The sequence below is a fragment of the Curtobacterium sp. MCPF17_046 genome (assembly GCF_003224295.1).
In the GTDB taxonomy this organism is placed as follows: domain Bacteria; phylum Actinomycetota; class Actinomycetes; order Actinomycetales; family Microbacteriaceae; genus Curtobacterium.
The window spans coordinates 1-16,310 of the sequence record NZ_QKLB01000023.1 but is presented as its reverse complement, the minus strand read 5'-3'; the positions used below and the strand labels follow the sequence as shown (position 1 = coordinate 16,310).

General features: G+C 71.9%; 17 protein-coding genes. 11 read left to right on the top strand and 6 right to left on the bottom strand.

Going from position 1 to position 16,310, the window contains the following annotated elements:
* The first annotated feature begins 1 nt into the window (after nucleotide 1).
* Nucleotides 2-979 carry an epimerase gene (locus DEJ32_RS15220; RefSeq protein ID WP_110901893.1) on the top strand — a complete coding sequence of 326 codons (978 nt, stop codon included), beginning with the start codon at nucleotides 2-4 and terminating at the stop codon, nucleotides 977-979.
* Here the strand turns inward: DEJ32_RS15220 and DEJ32_RS15215 are convergent.
* Nucleotides 951-1,988 carry an EamA family transporter gene (locus DEJ32_RS15215; protein ID WP_110901892.1) on the bottom strand — a complete coding sequence of 346 codons (1,038 nt, stop codon included), beginning with the start codon at nucleotides 1,986-1,988 and terminating at the stop codon, nucleotides 951-953. The genes DEJ32_RS15220 and DEJ32_RS15215 overlap by 29 nt on opposite strands.
* A gap of 71 nt (nucleotides 1,989-2,059) precedes the next feature.
* Here DEJ32_RS15215 and DEJ32_RS15210 point away from each other — a divergent pair, with 71 nt between their 5' ends.
* Nucleotides 2,060-2,974: a LysR family transcriptional regulator gene (locus tag DEJ32_RS15210; protein ID WP_110901891.1), complete on the top strand. Its 915-nt coding sequence runs from the start codon at nucleotides 2,060-2,062 to the stop codon at nucleotides 2,972-2,974.
* A gap of 245 nt (nucleotides 2,975-3,219) precedes the next feature.
* Here the strand turns inward: DEJ32_RS15210 and purB are convergent, their stop codons facing one another.
* Genes purB through DEJ32_RS15195 form a run of 3 tightly spaced genes read right to left on the bottom strand, consistent with a single transcriptional unit; the run spans nucleotide 3,220 to nucleotide 5,567 of the window.
* Entirely contained in the window at nucleotides 3,220-4,605 is a 1,386-nt protein-coding gene (gene purB / locus DEJ32_RS15205) for an adenylosuccinate lyase (protein ID WP_110901890.1), read from the bottom strand.
* The gene (locus tag DEJ32_RS15200; RefSeq protein ID WP_110901908.1) at nucleotides 4,602-5,114 is read right to left on the bottom strand and encodes a low molecular weight protein-tyrosine-phosphatase; all 513 of its coding nucleotides are present in this window, start codon (nucleotides 5,112-5,114) and stop codon (nucleotides 4,602-4,604) included. Before DEJ32_RS15200 ends, purB begins: the two co-directional genes overlap by 4 nt.
* A gap of 51 nt (nucleotides 5,115-5,165) precedes the next feature.
* On the bottom strand, nucleotides 5,166-5,567 hold the full coding sequence (locus DEJ32_RS15195) for a phage holin family protein (protein WP_110901889.1): 402 nt from the start codon (nucleotides 5,565-5,567) through the stop codon (nucleotides 5,166-5,168).
* 257 nt (nucleotides 5,568-5,824) lie between these two features.
* Between DEJ32_RS15195 and DEJ32_RS15190 the strand changes: the two genes are divergently transcribed.
* From DEJ32_RS15190 to DEJ32_RS15165, 6 genes are all read left to right on the top strand, one after another.
* Nucleotides 5,825-6,922 (top strand): histidinol-phosphate transaminase, encoded by a 1,098-nt coding sequence (locus DEJ32_RS15190; protein ID WP_110891411.1) that lies wholly within the window; start codon nucleotides 5,825-5,827, stop codon nucleotides 6,920-6,922.
* A gap of 5 nt (nucleotides 6,923-6,927) precedes the next feature.
* Nucleotides 6,928-8,064, top strand: a complete 1,137-nt coding sequence (locus DEJ32_RS15185; RefSeq protein WP_110823127.1) for a thiamine pyrophosphate-dependent dehydrogenase E1 component subunit alpha — start codon at nucleotides 6,928-6,930, stop codon at nucleotides 8,062-8,064.
* Nucleotides 8,065-8,150: 86 nt separating this feature from the next.
* Complete coding sequence (locus DEJ32_RS15180; protein ID WP_110823934.1) at nucleotides 8,151-9,110, top strand: alpha-ketoacid dehydrogenase subunit beta; 960 nt, start codon at nucleotides 8,151-8,153, stop codon at nucleotides 9,108-9,110.
* 44 nt (nucleotides 9,111-9,154) lie between these two features.
* On the top strand, nucleotides 9,155-10,705 hold the full coding sequence (locus DEJ32_RS15175) for a dihydrolipoamide acetyltransferase family protein (protein ID WP_110901888.1): 1,551 nt from the start codon (nucleotides 9,155-9,157) through the stop codon (nucleotides 10,703-10,705).
* 121 nt (nucleotides 10,706-10,826) lie between these two features.
* Nucleotides 10,827-11,402 carry a GNAT family N-acetyltransferase gene (locus tag DEJ32_RS15170; RefSeq protein ID WP_110823131.1) on the top strand — a complete coding sequence of 192 codons (576 nt, stop codon included), beginning with the start codon at nucleotides 10,827-10,829 and terminating at the stop codon, nucleotides 11,400-11,402.
* A 230-nt stretch (nucleotides 11,403-11,632) separates the two neighbouring features.
* A complete protein-coding gene (locus DEJ32_RS15165) occupies nucleotides 11,633-12,367 on the top strand; it encodes a GntR family transcriptional regulator (protein WP_110901887.1) in 735 nt (244 codons plus the stop codon).
* A 7-nt stretch (nucleotides 12,368-12,374) separates the two neighbouring features.
* On the opposite strand, the gene DEJ32_RS15160 is transcribed toward DEJ32_RS15165, so the two are convergent.
* Entirely contained in the window at nucleotides 12,375-12,827 is a 453-nt protein-coding gene (locus DEJ32_RS15160) for a PTS glucose transporter subunit IIA (RefSeq protein ID WP_110901886.1), read from the bottom strand.
* Nucleotides 12,824-13,060, bottom strand: coding sequence for a glucose PTS transporter subunit EIIB (locus DEJ32_RS15155; RefSeq protein WP_110823137.1), 237 nt, complete (start codon nucleotides 13,058-13,060; stop codon nucleotides 12,824-12,826). The genes DEJ32_RS15160 and DEJ32_RS15155 overlap by 4 nt, the downstream gene beginning before the upstream one ends.
* A 178-nt stretch (nucleotides 13,061-13,238) precedes the next feature.
* On the opposite strand from DEJ32_RS15155, the gene DEJ32_RS15150 reads away from it, so the two are divergent.
* The 3 genes from DEJ32_RS15150 to DEJ32_RS15140 form a co-directional block, all read left to right on the top strand.
* Complete coding sequence (locus DEJ32_RS15150; protein WP_110901885.1) at nucleotides 13,239-14,507, top strand: PTS transporter subunit EIIC; 1,269 nt, start codon at nucleotides 13,239-13,241, stop codon at nucleotides 14,505-14,507.
* A 121-nt stretch (nucleotides 14,508-14,628) separates the two neighbouring features.
* A complete protein-coding gene (locus DEJ32_RS15145; protein WP_110901884.1) occupies nucleotides 14,629-15,543 on the top strand; it encodes a metal ABC transporter solute-binding protein, Zn/Mn family in 915 nt (304 codons plus the stop codon).
* On the top strand, nucleotides 15,540-16,310 hold a 771-nt coding region (locus DEJ32_RS15140; protein ID WP_110901883.1), incomplete at its 3' end, for a metal ABC transporter ATP-binding protein. The genes DEJ32_RS15145 and DEJ32_RS15140, both read left to right, overlap by 4 nt.

The following is a 16,310-nucleotide window of genomic DNA, read 5'->3' as shown; positions in this document are numbered from 1 at the left end:
CATGAGCGGTCAGCAGCGACGCGTGGTGGTGGCGGGGGCGAGCGGGTTCGTCGGCCGGTACCTGCAGGAAGCGTTCCGCGACGAGGGCTACGAGGTCGTCACGGTCGGTCGCACCGGCGACGCCGTCTGGGGGAACACCCTGCGGATCCGCGAGCTCGTCGACGGCGCCGACCTCGTGGTGAACATGGCGGGCAAGAGCGTCGACTGCCGGTACGGGCGCCGCAACCGTGCGGAGATCCTGCGCTCCCGGGTCGACACCACGCTCGAACTGGCCGAGGCCATCCGGACCGCCGAGCACCCGCCGCCGCTGTGGGTGAACGCGTCCACCGCGACCATCTACCGGCACGCCGACGACCGCCCGCAGGACGAGGAGACCGGGGAGCTCGGCGAGGGCTTCTCCGTCGGTGTCGCCCGCGCGTGGGAGGACGCCCTGTTCCGCACCGACCTGCCGAGCACCCGCCGCGTGGCGCTCCGGATGGCGATCGTGTTCGGCGACGGCAGCGCCCTCGTCCCCCTGCTCCGCCTCGCGCAGGCCGGCCTGGGCGGACCCCAGTACGACGGGCCGTGGTTCCCCACCAGGGCGCGCCTGGCCGCGGGGACGTACCACCACGACCGGCACACCCACGGTCGGCAGCGCTTCAGCTGGGTGCACATCGAGGACGTCCTCGGCGCGATCCGGTTCGTCCGCGACCACGAGGACCTCGACGGCCCGGTGAACGTGACGAGCCCGAACCCGTCCGACAACCGCACGGTGATGGCGACGATCCGGGACGCCGTGGGGCGCCGCTTCGGACTGCCGACGTGGCGGTGGATGCTGGAGCTCGGGGCGTTCGCGATCCGCACCGAGACCGAACTCGTGCTGAAGAGCCGGTGGGTGGTGCCGACCCGGCTCGTGCAGGCCGGCTACGAGTTCCGGTACCCGCACCTCCGCGGCGCGCTCGCCGGGATCATCACGGAGCGACGCCAGCACCGGGGCTGACCGGGGCGGCGGGCCCGGAGCCGGGCGCGGAGCCGGAGTCGGGCCGGGACGCCCCCGTCTGCGCAGGACGCCCGGACGCCCTCGGGACGCCGCCGGGCCCCGCGGCGTCCCGAGCACCCGGCGGCGTCCCGACGGCCAGGCCGGTCCGCGGCGGGCGCGAGGACCACAGCACCGCCGCGACCACGACCGCCCCGGCCACGGCCTCGACCGCATCGGGCACCTCGCCGAAGGCCGCCCAGGACGCGAGCACCCCGACGACCGGCACGAGCATCGAGAACGGCGCGACCGTGCTCGACGGGTACTTCCCCATCAACCGCGACCAGATGCCGTAGCCCACCAGGCTCGCCGCGACGACGATGTACAGGACGCCGAGGTCGGCCGGCAGCGCCTCGAGCGTGAACGCGGTGCCCAGTGCCTGCCCGATCCGTTCCGGACCCTCGACCACGAACGACAGCACGGCCATCGGGATCGGCGGGACGACCGCCCACCAGAGCGTCAGGTGCAGCGGGTTCACCGGTCCCGTCCGGCGCGTCGCCACGTTGCCCGTCGCCCACCCGATCGCCCCCAGGAGCACGAGGACGACGGGGAGCAGCGCGGCCGTCTGCGCCCGGTGCACCGCGATGACGCCGAGCGCGGCGACGGCGATGCTCACGCCGACGACCTGCCGGGTGGTCAGGCGTTCGCGGAGCAGGACCCCGGCGAGCACGACGGTGAAGGGCGCCGCGGCCTGGATGACGAGCGACGCCAGCCCCGAGGGCATCCCGGCCGACATGCCCAGGTAGAGGAACGCGAACTGCACGACGCCGAGCGTCGAGCCGACGAGGAGGATCCACCGGAACGGCACCTGCGGCCGCGGCACGAACAGCAGGGTCGGCACGGCGAGCAGTGTGAAGCGCACCGCGGCGAGCAGGAACGGCGGGAAGTGCTCGAGGGCGATCGCGGTCGCCGGGAAGTTCAGACCCCAGGCGACGGCGACGACGAGGGCGAGGATGCGATCGCGGAACAGCACCGGATGATCGTCCCGCACCTGAAGCAGTAGCACCAGCGTACGTTCCGACAGGATCGTTGTAGGGTCCCTGCATGGTCGGGTTCGACATCGCCCTGTTGCCGGTCCTCCGCGAGCTCGCCGAACGCGGGAGCGTGACCGCGGTCGCCGCCGCCACGCACCGGACACCGAGTGCGGTGTCACAGCAGCTCCGGACGCTGCAGCGCCAGGCCGGGGTGCCGCTCGTGGAGCGCGTCGGGCGTGGGGTGCGGCTCACCGAGCACGGTCGTGTCCTGGCCGGGATGGCCACCGGCGTCGCCACCGCCCTCGCCACCGTCGAGTCCGCCTGGGCCGAACACCTCGCCGGTGCCACCGGGACCGTCGACCTCGCGGTGTTCCCCTCGGCCGCGGAACTGCTGCTGCCCGGGCTCCTGACGCGGATGCGCGAGCACCCGGGCATCGCCCTCGAACTCTCCGACGTCGACGTCAGCGAGGGGGAGTTCGCCCCGCTCACCGCCGACCACGACGTCGTCATCGGTCACCGGCCCGACGGGGCGCGCCGTGCCGACCGTCCCGCGGTGGAGACCGTCGCGCTGCTCCGGGAACCGCTCGACGTCGCCCTGCCGCTCGACCACCCCCTCGCGGGCCGGGAACGCGTGGGGATCGAGGACGTCCTCGGCGAGACCTGGATCGGCGTCCCGGAGGACTACCCGATCGACCGCGTGCTCACCGCCATGGCCGCGGCCTCGGATGCACCGCCGTCGGTCGCGTTCCGCACGATCCACCTGCCGGTCATCGAGAACCTCGTCGCAGCCGGACACGGCATCGCGCTCGTCCCGCGGTACACCTCACGGACGCGCGCACCCGGACGGTTCCACCTCGCCACCCTCGCCGACGTGCGCGCCGGACGGCGGATCGAGGCGCTCGTGCGGCCGGACCGAGCGGTCCGACCGGCGGTGCGCGTCGTCCTGGAGGCCCTGGTCGCCGGAGCGACGGACGTCACCACCTGAGGTGGTGGGACCGCGCGGTCGTGCTGTTGTGGCGGAGGAGACGTTCCCCGAGACCGGCGGCTGCGGCGATGCGGGAGCGGAGCACGGGGTCGGGGTCCATCCTGTCGAGCGAGCGGGCGCGTCAGCACTGCCCCGTGAAGGCGACGGGTCGGCACTGCCGTGCCGGGCCTCCCGTCCGACCGCGGAGACGACGACGGCGGCGGGACGCACCGGTGCGACCCGCCGCCGTCGCGACGCTGTGCGGCTCAGACGTCCAGGTGGTCGACCAGCTCGTCCGCCAGGCCCGTGTAGCCGGCCGGCGTCAGGTTCGTCAGCCGGGCCTTCGCGCCGTCCGAGATGTCCAGGCCGTTCACGAATGCGACCAGGTCGTCGCGTCCGATCCGCTTGCCGCGCGTGAGCTCCTTGAGCATCGCGTACGGGTCCTCGATGTCGGACTGCCCGGCGGTGACCTCGGCGCGGATGACGGTCTGGATCGCCTCCGCGAGCACCTCCCAGTTGCCGTCGAGGTCCTCGGCCAGACGGGTCTCGTTGACCGCGATCTCGCCGAGCCCACGGCGCAGGTTGTCGAGCGCCAGGAGCGAGTGCCCGAACGCGACGCCGATGTTCCGCTGCGTGGTCGAGTCGGTCAGGTCACGCTGCAGGCGGCTCGTGACGAGGGTCTCGGACAGCGTCGAGAACAGCGCCGACGAGATCTCGAGGTTCGCCTCGGCGTTCTCGAACCGGATCGGGTTGATCTTGTGCGGCATCGTCGACGACCCCGTGGCGCCGGCCACCGGGATCTGCGTGAAGTACCCCATCGAGATGTAGGTCCACACGTCGGTCGCCAGGTTGTGCAGGATCCGGTTCGCGTGGCGGACCCGGTCGTACAGCTCGGCCTGCCAGTCGTGCGACTCGATCTGCGTGGTCAGCGGGTTCCACGTCAGGCCGAGGCCCTCGACGAACTCCCGGGACAGCGCGGGCCAGTCGGCCTCGGGGTCCGCGGCCAGGTGCGCGGAGAACGTCCCGGTCGCGCCGGAGAACTTGCCGAGGTACTCGCCCCGCTCGACCTGCGACAGGATCCGCTCCAGCCGGTAGACCACGACCGCGATCTCCTTGCCGAGGGTGGTCGGCGTCGCGGGCTGGCCGTGCGTGTGCGAGAGCATCGGGACGGCGCGGAGGCTCGTGGCCATCTCGCGCAGGCGCTCCACGACCGCACGGGCGGACGGCAGCCAGACGTGTTCGACGGCGTCGCGCACGGTGAGGGCGTACGACAGGTTGTTGACGTCCTCGCTCGTCGCCGCGAAGTGGGTGAGCTCGGCGACGGCGTCGAGGCCGAGGTCGCTGAGTCGACGGCGGACGAAGTACTCGACCGCCTTGACGTCGTGACGGGTCGTCGCCTCGATCTCGGCGAGCTCCGCGATCTGGGCCTGCCCGAAGTCGTCGACGATCGCGCGGAGGGCGGCCTTGTCGTCGACCGAGAGCGGCGAGGTGGTGAACATCGCGTGGTCGGTGAGGAACACGAGCCACTCGACCTCGACCCGGATCCGGGCACGGTTGAGACCGGCCTCGGACAGGTGCTCGCCCACCGTGTGCACGATCGGGTAGTAGCGCCCGTCGAGCGGGCTGATCGGCTGCGGGGGAAGGGGGGTCATGGGGCTCCCTGGCGGACTGCCGGCTCGAGCTGGTGGAAGAGCGCCCGGCAGGCCCGTTCGACCGTGCTGAGCACCCGGTCGAACTCGTGTCGGTCCGCGTAGTACGGGTCCGGCACGTCGGCCTGCTGGGGCCAGGCGTCGTCGTACCGCAACAGGAGCGTCACCTTGGCGGCGTCGTCCATGGTCGGGGCCCACGAGCGCAGGATGCGTTCGTGGGAGCGGTCGAGTGCGACCACCAGGTCGAGGTCCGGGAACCGGTCCGGGTCGAACTGACGGGCGCGATGCCTGCTGCCATCGTATCCGCGTGCCGCGAGCGCTGCGATCGTGCGCTCGTCGGCGGGTTCGCCGACGTGCCAGTCCCCGGTGCCCGCGGACACGACCACGAACCGGTCCGCCATGCCCGCGTCGGCGGCGACCTGCGCGAAGACGATCTCGGCCATGGGGGACCGGCAGATGTTGCCGCTGCAGACGAAGGAGACACGGAAGGGCGACGGGGCGCCGGCGTCCATGGTCATGTGCACATCATGGCGCAGCCGGGGTGCGGACGCGACGCCCGTCCGTCAGGCGCGACCGCGACCGCCGAGCACCGGGCGGGCGACGAGTCCGACCAGCCAGGAGCACACCGCGAGCACGAAGGCGCCGACGATGCCCCAGCCGAAGGACTCCACCGACAGGCCGAAGCCCAGCGCGGTGGACACCCCCGCGACGATGAGCAGCAGGACGCCGTTCACGACGAACGAGATGAGCCCGAGCGTCAGCACGTAGAGCGGGAACGCCACGATCCGGATGAGCGTGCCGATGACGGCGTTCACGATGCCGAAGACGAACGCGACGAGCAGGTAGGTCAGGACGGTCTCGACGGGGCCGGCGTCCCCGAAGGCGTCGACGGACACCCCCGCGACGACGAGCGTGGTGAGCCACAGGGCGACGGCGTTGACGACGAGCCGGACGATGAACCGCATGCACCCATGATGCCGGTCCTGCCCGTTGGCCTGACCCGGTGACCGACCAGCCCGTCCACATCCGACGCCCGGAGGACGCAGCATCGCGGTCCTGCCCGTTGGCCTGACCCGGTGACCGACCAGCCCGTCCACATCCGACGCCCGGAGGACGCAGCATCGCGGTCCTGCCCGTTGGCCTGACCCGGTGACCGACCAGCCCGTCCACATCCGACGCCCGGAGGACGCAGCATCGCGGTCGTGCCCGTTAGCCTGACCCGGTGACCGACCAGCCCGTCCACATCCGACCCGAGATCGCGGTCCTCCCGCCCTACAAGCAGGGACGCCAGGCCGCGCCGGACGCCCTCAAGCTCTCGAGCAACGAGAACCCCTTCCCGCCGCTGCCCGGCGTGGTCGAGGCCGTGCAGGCGCAGACGTCGTACAACCGCTACCCGGACGCCACCGCGCTCGCCGTCCGGGCGGTGCTCGCGAACCGGTTCGGCGTCACGGTCGACGAGGTGCACGTCGCCCCCGGCAGCGTCGCGATCCTGCACGAGCTGGCGAAGGCCACCTCCGGCCCCGGCGACGAGGTCGTCTACGCCTGGCGCTCCTTCGAGGCGTACCCGGGCGTCGTCACGGTCGCCGGCGCGACGAGCGTGCAGGTGCCGAACCGGCCCGACGGCGGGCACGACCTCGACGCGATGGCGGCGGCGGTCACCGAGCGGACGCGCATGGTGCTCGTGTGCACCCCGAACAACCCCACGGGACCGATCGTCACCGGGGCGGAGTTCGAGTCGTTCATGGCGCAGGTGCCGTCCTCGGTGCTCGTGGTGCTCGACGAGGCGTACGCCGAGTTCGTCACCGACGTGGACGCCGTCCGCGGTCCTGCGCTGCTCGAGCGGTACCCGAACCTCGTGGTGCTCCGGACCTTCTCCAAGGCGTACGGCCTCGCGGGCCTCCGGGTCGGGTACGCACTCGGACCGGCATACGTCCTCGACGCCGTCCGTGCGTGCGCCATCCCGCTGTCCGTGACGGCGCAGGGTCAGGCGGCCGCGCTGGCCAGTCTGGAGCGCGAGGGCGAGCTGCTCGAGCGGGTCGCCGAGCTCGCCGATCGACGGGACCGGATCCGCGCGGGGCTGCTCGCGCAGGGCTGGGACGTGCCGGAGGCGCAGGGCAACTTCGTGTGGCTGCCGACGGGCGAGCACACGGCGGTCGTGGCCGAGGCCCTCGAGCACGCCGGGCTCATCGTCCGGGCCTTCGCGCCCGAGGGCATCCGTGTCTCGATCGGCGAGCACGAGGCTGTCGCAAAGCTCCTCGAAACCACGGGTGCCGTTGTGGGACGTCTCACAACGGGGGCTTCGGACCGGCCGGTACGCTGACCGACATGTTGTTCCGCGCCGCGGCTCCTGCGACGACCCCCGTCCAGCTCCTCGACCCCGAGGGCCGGTTCGTGGAGACCGACGAGAACGCCGAACTCGCCGCCGTCGCACAGGCCCTCCCCGACGAGACCCTCCTCGCCATGCACCGTCAGATGGTGCTCACCCGACGCTTCGACCACGCCGCCGCGAACCTGCAGCGCACCGGTCAGCTCGGGCTCTGGGCGCCGAGCCACGGGCAGGAGGCGGCGCAGGTCGGTTCCGCGTTCGCGCTCCGCCCGCAGGACCACGTCTTCCCGTCGTACCGCGAGCACGCCGTCGTCCTGCAGCGCGGGGTCGACCCGATGGAGATCATCTCGCTCTTCCGCGGGCAGGCCCACGGCAACTGGGACCCGGACGAGCGCGGCAACACGCACGTCTACACGCTCGTCATCGGCGCGCAGACGCTGCACGCCACCGGCTACGCGATGGGCCAGGCGCTCGACGGCGTCGTCGGCACGGGCGACCCGACGGTCGACGAGTGCTCGATCGTGTACTTCGGCGACGGCGCGACCAGCCAGGGTGACGTGAACGAGGCGTACGTGTTCGCCGCGTCGCACACCGCCCCGGTCGTCTTCTTCCTGCAGAACAACCACTGGGCCATCTCGGTGCCGGTGTCGGTGCAGTCGCCGACCCCGCTCGTCGACCGGCCGCGCGGCTTCGGCATCCCGAGCATCCGTGTGGACGGCAACGACGTGCTGGCCTCGTACGCGGCCAGCGTCATCGCGACCGAGCACGCCCGGACCGGGCAGGGCCCGGCGTTCGTCGAGGCGGACACCTACCGCATCGGCGCGCACACGAGCTCGGACGACCCGACCCGGTACCGTGCCGACGACGAGCTCGCCGGCTGGGTCGCCCGCGACCCGATCACCCGGTCCGAGGCGTACCTCCGCAGCCGTGGCGCCACCGACGCCCAGTTCGCGGAGTTCGACGCCGAGGGCGAGCAGATCGCCGTCGACGTGCGCACCCGCACGAACGCCCTCCAGGACCCGCCGATGGAAGCGATGTTCGACAACGTGTACCGGGAGCCGCACCCGCGCATCGACGAGCAGCGCGCATGGCTCCGGGACTACGAGGCCGGCCAGGACGCAGGAGCCCACGCATGAGCACGACCGAGCAGCTCTTCGACTACACGCTGCGCGCGCACCCGGGCGCCGGCGAGGTCCCCGCGGACCCGACGCCGACCCTCCCGATGGCCAAGGCGCTGAACGCCGGCCTGGCGAAGGCGATGGAGGCGGACGACAAGGTCCTGCTGATGGGCGAGGACATCGGCCGTCTCGGCGGCGTCTTCCGCATCACCGAGGGCCTGCAGGACCGTTTCGGCGCCGACCGTGTGCGGGACACCCCGCTCGCGGAGTCCGGCATCGTCGGCACCGCGATCGGACTCGCCCTGCGCGGCTACCGTCCGGTGATCGAGATCCAGTTCGACGGCTTCGTCTGGCCGGCGTTCAACCAGATCACCTCGCAGCTCGCGAAGATGGCGAACCGCCTGCCGGCGCACATGTCGCTGCCGATCGTCATCCGCATCCCCTACGGCGGTCACATCGGCGCGATCGAGCACCACCAGGAGAGCCCGGAGGCGTACTTCGCGCACACCCCGGGCTTGCGCGTCGTGAGCCCGAGCACCCCGAACGACGCCTACTGGATGATCCAGGAGGCCATCGCGTCGAAGGACCCGGTGGTGTTCTTCGAGCCGAAGTCGCGCTACTGGCCGAAGGGGCAGGTCGACCTCGTCGACGGCCACGTGCCGATGCACACGACCCGCGTCGCCCGCACCGGCACCGAGGTCACGCTCGTCGGTCACGGTGCGATGGTCGCGACGCTCATGCAGGCCGCCGACATCGCCGAGGCCGAGGGCACGAGCTGCGAGGTCGTCGACCTCCGCTCGATCTCGCCGATCGACTGGGAGCCGTTGCTCGCCTCGGTGCGCAAGACCGGTCGCCTGGTCATCGCGCAGGAGGACTCGGGCTTCATCAGCGTCGGCAGCGAGATCGCCGCGACCGTCGCCGAGCGGGCGTTCTACACGCTGCAGGCACCGCCGCTGCGGGTGTCCGGGTTCGACGTCCCGTTCCCGCAGTCCAAGCTCGAGCACTTCCACCTGCCGGACGCCGACCGCGTCCTCGAGGCCGTCGACCGCGCCCTCGCCTACTGACCCGCACCGCACCCGTACGAACGAACCCTGCTGAAGGAGCCGACGTGGCCGTCGCCGAATTCCCCCTGCCCGACGTGGGGGAGGGCCTGACCGAGGCCGAGATCGTCCAGTGGCGCGTCGCCCCCGGCGACGAGATCGCCGTGGACCAGGTGCTCGTCGAGATCGAGACCGCGAAGTCGCTCGTCGAGCTCCCGTCGCCGTTCTCCGGCACCGTGACCGGGCTGCTCGTCGCCGAGGGCGACACGGTGGAGGTCGGCAAGCCGATCATCCGCGTCGAGTCCGACGGAGCCGCGGGCGTGCCGGGAGGATCGGCACCCGTCGCCGACGCAGCCACCGTCGCGCAGACGCCCGCTCCGGCCGCACCGGCTCCCGCGCCGGCCTCCGCTGCGCCGGCACAGACCGCCGCCGTCCCCGCGCCCGCCGCTGCCCCGGCCTCCGCCGCCGCACCGACGGCCCCCGCTGCGCCCGCACAGGTCGCCGTCGACGCCGGCGTGGTCGGCACGGACGAGGGCTCCGGCGCCGTCCTCGTCGGCTACGGGTCCGCGACCTCCGCACCGTCCCGCCGCAAGCCGGGTGCCCGCCGGGCCGCAGCGGCCGCGGCGCAGGCGAGCCGGGCCTCCAGTCGGGAGGCCGACCTCGACCTGGTGACCGACGACGGCGAGGCCACGACCGCCGACGCCGTCGCCGCGCAGGGTCGGCGCCCCGCCCGCCCGACGATGCCGAGCGGCTCGGCGCTGCAGGTCATGGCGAAGCCGCCGATCCGGAAGCTCGCGAAGGACCTGGACGTCGACCTGACGACGGTCGTCCCCACCGGGCTCGCCGGCGAGGTCACGCGGGACGACGTGATCCGGCACGCGAAGCAGGCCAGCGTGTTCCGCAACATCGAGACGCCGGAGTGGGGCGGTGTCCGCCAGGAGACCATCCCGGTGAAGGGCGTCCGCAAGGCCATCGCGACCGCGATGACGACCTCGGCGTTCACCGCGCCGCACGTGTCGCTCTTCGTGGACGTCGACGCGACCCGCACGATGGAGTTCGTCAAGCGCCTCAAGGAGTCGCCGACGTTCGCCGGGGTGAAGGTGTCCCCGCTGCTCGTCATGGCGAAGGCCGTGATCTGGGCCGTCCGGCGCAACCGCTCGGTGAACTCGTCGTGGACCGACCGCGAGATCATCGTCCACCACTTCGTGAACCTCGGGTTCGCCGCGGCCACCCCGCGCGGGCTCCTCGTGCCGAACATCAAGGACGCGCAGGACATGTCGCTCCTCGAGCTCGCCAAGGCGATCGAGGAGATGACCCTGACCGCGCGTGACGGCAAGACGAGCCCCGCGCAGATGGCCGACGGCACGATCACGATCACGAACATCGGGGTCTTCGGCATGGACACCGGTACGCCCATCCTCAACCCGGGCGAGGTCGCCATCGTCGCCATGGGCACGATCAAGCCGAAGCCGTGGGTCGTCGACGGGGACGTGCGGTCGCGCATGGTGACGACGATCGGCGCCTCGTTCGACCACCGTGTGGTGGACGGCGACGTGGCCTCGCGGTTCGTGCACGACGTCGCCTCGGTCCTCGAGGAGCCGGCGCTCCTGCTGGACTGACGTCCCGGACACCGGAGCGCGACCCCGCTCCGTCCCGGCCGGACCGGTCGACGTGGTCCGGGTCGCGCGGTCCCGGTGTGCCGTCCTCGCCGTTGTCGGCGGCGCGGGGGAAGATCGAGCCATGGTCCACCAGCTGCTCGTCCCGCAGCAGGAGATCCGGACGGGTCGCCTGGTGCTCACCCCCGTGACGCCCGCGGACATCGACGCGGTGCACGAGCTCTTCTCGGACGCCCGCACCTGGACGCACCTCCCCGCCGGACGGCACACCTCCCGGGCCCAGACCGAGGACCTCGTGCAGCGGAAGATCGGCGGTCGGGTGCGGTACGGGCTCGGCTCGTGGGTCGCGCGTGCGGCGGACTCCCGCGCCTTCATCGGGCTCGGCGGGGTCGACCGCACCGCCGGCGGCGTGTGGAACCTCGGGTACCGGCTCGCCCCGGAACACCACGGGCACGGCTACGCGACCGAGCTCGCACGGGCTGCGGTGGACGCGGCGCGCGACGTGCGCCCCGAGCTCCCGGTCACGGGCAGGGTGCTCACGAACAACCCCGCCTCGGCTCGGGTGCTGACCCGCGTCGGGCTGACGCAGGTGTGGCAGGGTCCGTCGGCGGCCGCCGGGTCGGACGACGTGGAGTGCCAGGCGTGGAGCGACCGCGAGCTGACGCGGGAACAGCTCGACTGGCTCATCGCCAACGCGTAGCGGTGCCGCGGTGCCGCGGTGCCGCGGTGCCGCGGTGCCGCGGTCACGCGTCCGACCGCACGGCGCCTCTGCCGACCGTGCCCTTCGTCGACCGCGCCGTTCGTCGACCGTGCCTCTCGTCGACCGTGCCGCCGCCGGCCGGGCTCCGTTGGACCGTGCAGCGTCGGACGGTACTGTGGAGGGACTGGTCATGTCCGCACAGGACCACCGCCGCAGCCCGAGGAGCCCGCTTGTCCCGCCGCATCACCGAGGGTGCTGAACCGAAGCACCAGCAGCTGCGGCGGATCCTGCTCGACCTCATCAACACGCGACTGGCGCCCGGTGCCGCGATCCCCTCGGAGCGCCAGCTCATCGCCGAGTACGGCGTCTCCCGCATCACGGTCCGGGAGGCCCTCGGGCAGCTCGTGAACGAGGGGCACCTCGAGCGCGTCCGCGGCAAGGGCACCTTCGTCGCGCACCGTCCGATGCAGTCGACGCTGCACCTCGCCTCGTTCACCGAGGAGATGCGGGCGATGGGGCACGTGCCGACGACGGTGGTGCTGGTCCGCGAGGAGCGGGTACCGCCGGCCGCGACGGTCGCCGCGCTCCGGCTGGCCGAGGGCGAGGCCGCGTACCACCTCAAGCGACTGCGGATGGCGGACGGTGCGCCCGTCTCCGTCGACGACGCCTGGCTCGCCGCGGCGGTCTTCCCCGGCCTGCTCGACCACGACCTGTCGGGCTCGGTGTACTCGATCGCCGCCGACGTGTACGGGCACCCGATCGACCGGGCGCAGCAGACGGTCGCGGCGAACCCGGCCGCGGACGAGATCGCGACGCTCCTGGGCACACGGACCGGAGCGCCCCTGCTCGAGTTCGACCGGGTGTCCTACTCGGGCACCCGGCCGGTCGAGCACGCGCGCAGCTGGTACCGGTCGGACCGGTACCGGGTGCAGATGGAGGTGACGGCCGCGCGGGCGATCGCCTGACCGGCCGTCAGACCTCGAACAGCCCGTCCCCGGCGGCGACGTCGCTGCCGACGGTGTCCTGCGGGACCGAGTCCGGCGTGGACCCGAGCACGACGACCGGCACGACCGGGGAGTAGCCCGCGGCGATGATCGCCGACGGGACGAAGCGCACGACGGGGTCGCCGGCCGCGACGGTGTCGCCCTCGGCGGCGAGCAGCTCGAAGCCCTTGCCCTTGAGCTTGACCGTGTCGATGCCGACGTGCACGAGGACGTCGGTCCCGGCCGCACCCTGCAGGGCGAACGCGTGCGGGTGCAGCTTGACGATGGTCCCGTCGACCGGGGCGACGGCGGTGACCGGGCCGGTCACGGCGGAGGGATCGACCGCGACACCCGCGCCGACGAGCTGCTCGGCGAACACCGGGTCCGGCACGTCGGCGAGTGCGACGACCGGTCCGGCGAACGGCGTGCGGACGACCGTCACAGTTCGTCCTGGATGTCCTGCGCGAGGTTGTCCGCGATCGGGCCGACGATGACCTGCCAGCCGGTGCCGCCTCCGACGACGGCCTGGGCGCCGGCGGCCTTGAGGGCGTCCTTGTCGACCAGGTCGCCGTCCTCGACCTCGACGCGGAGGCGGGTGATGCAGCCCTCGACCTCGTCGATGTTGTCGGTTCCGCCGAGTGCGGCGATGATGTCGGCTGCCTTGATGTCGGCCATCTGTTTCCTCCTCGTTACGGGTTCGCTCACAGGTTGACACGACCGTCGTGGTCATCGACACTACGAACTGGTCATGACCGGACAGGACCGGACCTGGCGACACTGCCGAGGGTACCTGCGCCGACCACACGACTCAACTCACCCCGACCAGCTCCACCCGATGACGAGAGGACCGCCGATGAGCACCGCTGCCCCCACGGACGTGCCGGAGAAGAAGACGCCGAAGAAGCAGAGCAAGCTCTTCGCCAACGCCCAGCGGCTCGGCCGCAGTCTGCTCCTCCCGATCGCGGTCATGCCCGCGGCCGGCATCCTCCTCCGCCTCGGTCAGTCCGACATGCTCGGCGCCATCCCGGGCTTCGAGCAGGGCGCGACGATCATCGCCGCGGCGGGCAACGGTGTCTTCACCTGGCTCCCGCTGCTCTTCGCGGTCGGCATCGCGATCGGCTGGGCGAAGAAGTCGGACGGCACGACGGCACTCGCCGCGGTCGTCGGCTACATGGTCATGTACCAGGTGTTCGCGGCCATGTCGCCGATCGTGCTCGCCGGTGTCGAGGACGCGAACGGCAACCAGGCCACCATCAACTTCGGTGTCCTCGGCGGCATCGTGATGGGCCTCGTCTCCGCGGTCCTCTGGCAGCGCTTCCACCGGACGAAGATGCCCGACTTCCTCGGGTTCTTCTCGGGCCGTCGTCTCGTGCCGATCCTGACCGCCGCCGCCGCACTGGTCATCGCCGTGGTCATGTCGTTCTTCTACCGGTACTTCGACATCGCGCTCACCTGGGCCGGGCAGACCGTCGCGGACAACGCCGTCCTCGGTGGTGGCGTGTTCGGGTTCGTCAACCGCATGCTCATCCCGATCGGCCTGCACCAGCTGCTCAACTTCTTCCCGTGGTTCCAGCTCGGCAGCTTCACCGGCGCCGACGGCACGATCGTCCACGGCGACATCCCGCGCTTCCTCGCGGGCGACCCGACGGCGGGCATCTTCCAGACCGGCTTCTTCCCGATCATGATGTTCGCGCTCCCGGCCGGGGCCCTGGCGATCTGGCGGAACGCCAAGCCGCAGAACCGCAAGCTCGTCGGCGGCATCATGCTCTCGGCCGCGCTGACGTCGTTCGTCACCGGCATCACCGAGCCGCTCGAGTACTCCTTCATGTTCGTGGCGTTCCCGCTCTACGTCATCCACGCGGTGCTCACCGGGACCTCGCTCGCGCTGGTGAACGCCCTCGGCATCAACGACGGGTTCTCGTTCTCGGCGGGGGCGATCGACTACGTGCTCAACTTCGGCAAGGCGGACGGGGCGATCTGGCTCATCCCGATCGGCCTGGCGTACGCGGTCGTCTACTACTTCCTCTTCAGCTTCGTGATCAAGAAGTGGAACCTCCGCACCCCGGGGCGCGAGGAGGACACGATCGCCGAGAACTCGATCGACGCGGCGACCAAGCCGTAGCCGTCGGGACCGCCCACCGGGAGGCCCGTCACCAGCTGGTGACGGGCCTCCCGTCGGTCCGAGGACTGCCCGGTGCTCGCGCTTTTGACAATCGTTATCACCTGGCGCTAGCGTCCTCCCCATGCACTCCCGCCGCCTCCTCGCCCTGCCGCTCGTCGTCGGCGCCGCCGCGCTCGCCCTGACCGGCTGCGCCACCTCCTCCACGCCCTCCGACGACAGCAGCGACGGCACGATCCGCGTCGTCGCCTCGACGAACGTCTACGGCTCGATCGTCGAGACGATCGGCGGCGACCACGTCGACGTGACGAGCATCCTCGAGGACCCGTCCCAGGACCCGCACTCGTTCGAGTCGAGCGCGAAGACGCAGCTCGCCGTGTCCAAGGCCGACCTGCTCATCGAGAACGGCGGCGGCTACGACGACTTCATGACGACGCTCGCGAAGTCGTCGAACACGGAGGCCGACATGATCAACGCCGTCGACGTCTCCGGGCTCGACTCGGGCGGCTCCGACGAGTTCAACGAGCACGTGTTCTACAGCTACCCGGCCATGGTGAAGCTCGTCGACGAGGTCGCGAAGCGCCTCAGCGACCTCGACGGGGCGGACAAGAGCACGTTCGCCACGAACGCCGACGCACTCACCGAGAAGCTGCAGGACCTCGAGTCGCAGACCGCCGACATCGCGCGGACGGTCGACGGGGACAAGGTCGCCTACACCGAGCCGGTGCCGGGCTACCTGTTCGACGCGATGGGCCTCGACAACGTGACCCCCGGCGACTTCTCCGAGGCGATCGAGGAGGGCGACGACGTCCCGCCGGCAGCGCTCAACGACACGCTCAAGCTCTTCACGGACGGCGGTGCGGAGCTCCTGGCCGTCAACGAGCAGACCTCCAGCCCGGAGACCGAACAGGTCCAGAAGGCCGCCGAGGACGCCGGTGTCCCGGTGGTCGGTGTGACGGAGACGCTCCCGAAGGGGGAGGATTACGTCTCGTGGCAGCAGGCGAACATCGACGCGGTGCAGGCGGCACTGACGAAGTGACGACGGTCCAGGAGCCGAACCGGACCGCCACTGCCGCGCGCAGTGGCGGTCCCGCTGTGCTCGCGCTCCGCCAGGCCGGGCTGTCGTACGGGAGCCGCGCGCTCTGGGACGGCCTCGACCTGCACGTGGCACCGGGTGAGTTCGTCGCGGTCCTCGGGCCGAACGGTGCGGGCAAGACCTCGTTGCTCCGGACCGTGCTCGGCCAGCAGCGTCTGACGAGCGGCTCGATGGCCTTCCTCGGACGACCGGTCCGCCGTGGGCACCGGAAGATCGGGTACATCCCGCAGCAGCGGCTCATGGAGTCCGGCACCCCCCTGCGTGCCCGCGACATGATCGCGCAGGGCGTGACCGGGCACCGCTGGGGCCTCCGACCCGAGCGGAAGGCCGAGCGCGAGCGCATCGACCGGATCGTCCACGAGGTCGGTGCCACCGAGTTCGCCGACGCACCCGTCGCCGAGCTGTCCGGCGGCGAGCAGCAGCGCACCCGTGTCGGCCAGGCGATCGCCGCCGACCCCGCGCTCCTGCTGTGCGACGAGCCCCTCATCTCGCTCGACCTCCGGCACCAGCGCGGTGTCACCGAGCTCATCGACCGGCAGCGCCGTCAGCAGGGCGCCGCGGTGCTGTTCGTCACCCACGACGTCAACCCCATCCTCGACGTCGTCGACCGGGTGCTCTACATCGCCGGCGGACGCTTCCGGATCGGCGCTCCCGACGAGGTCCTCCGCGCCGAGGTGCTCAGCGACCTGTACGGCACGCCCGTCGACGTC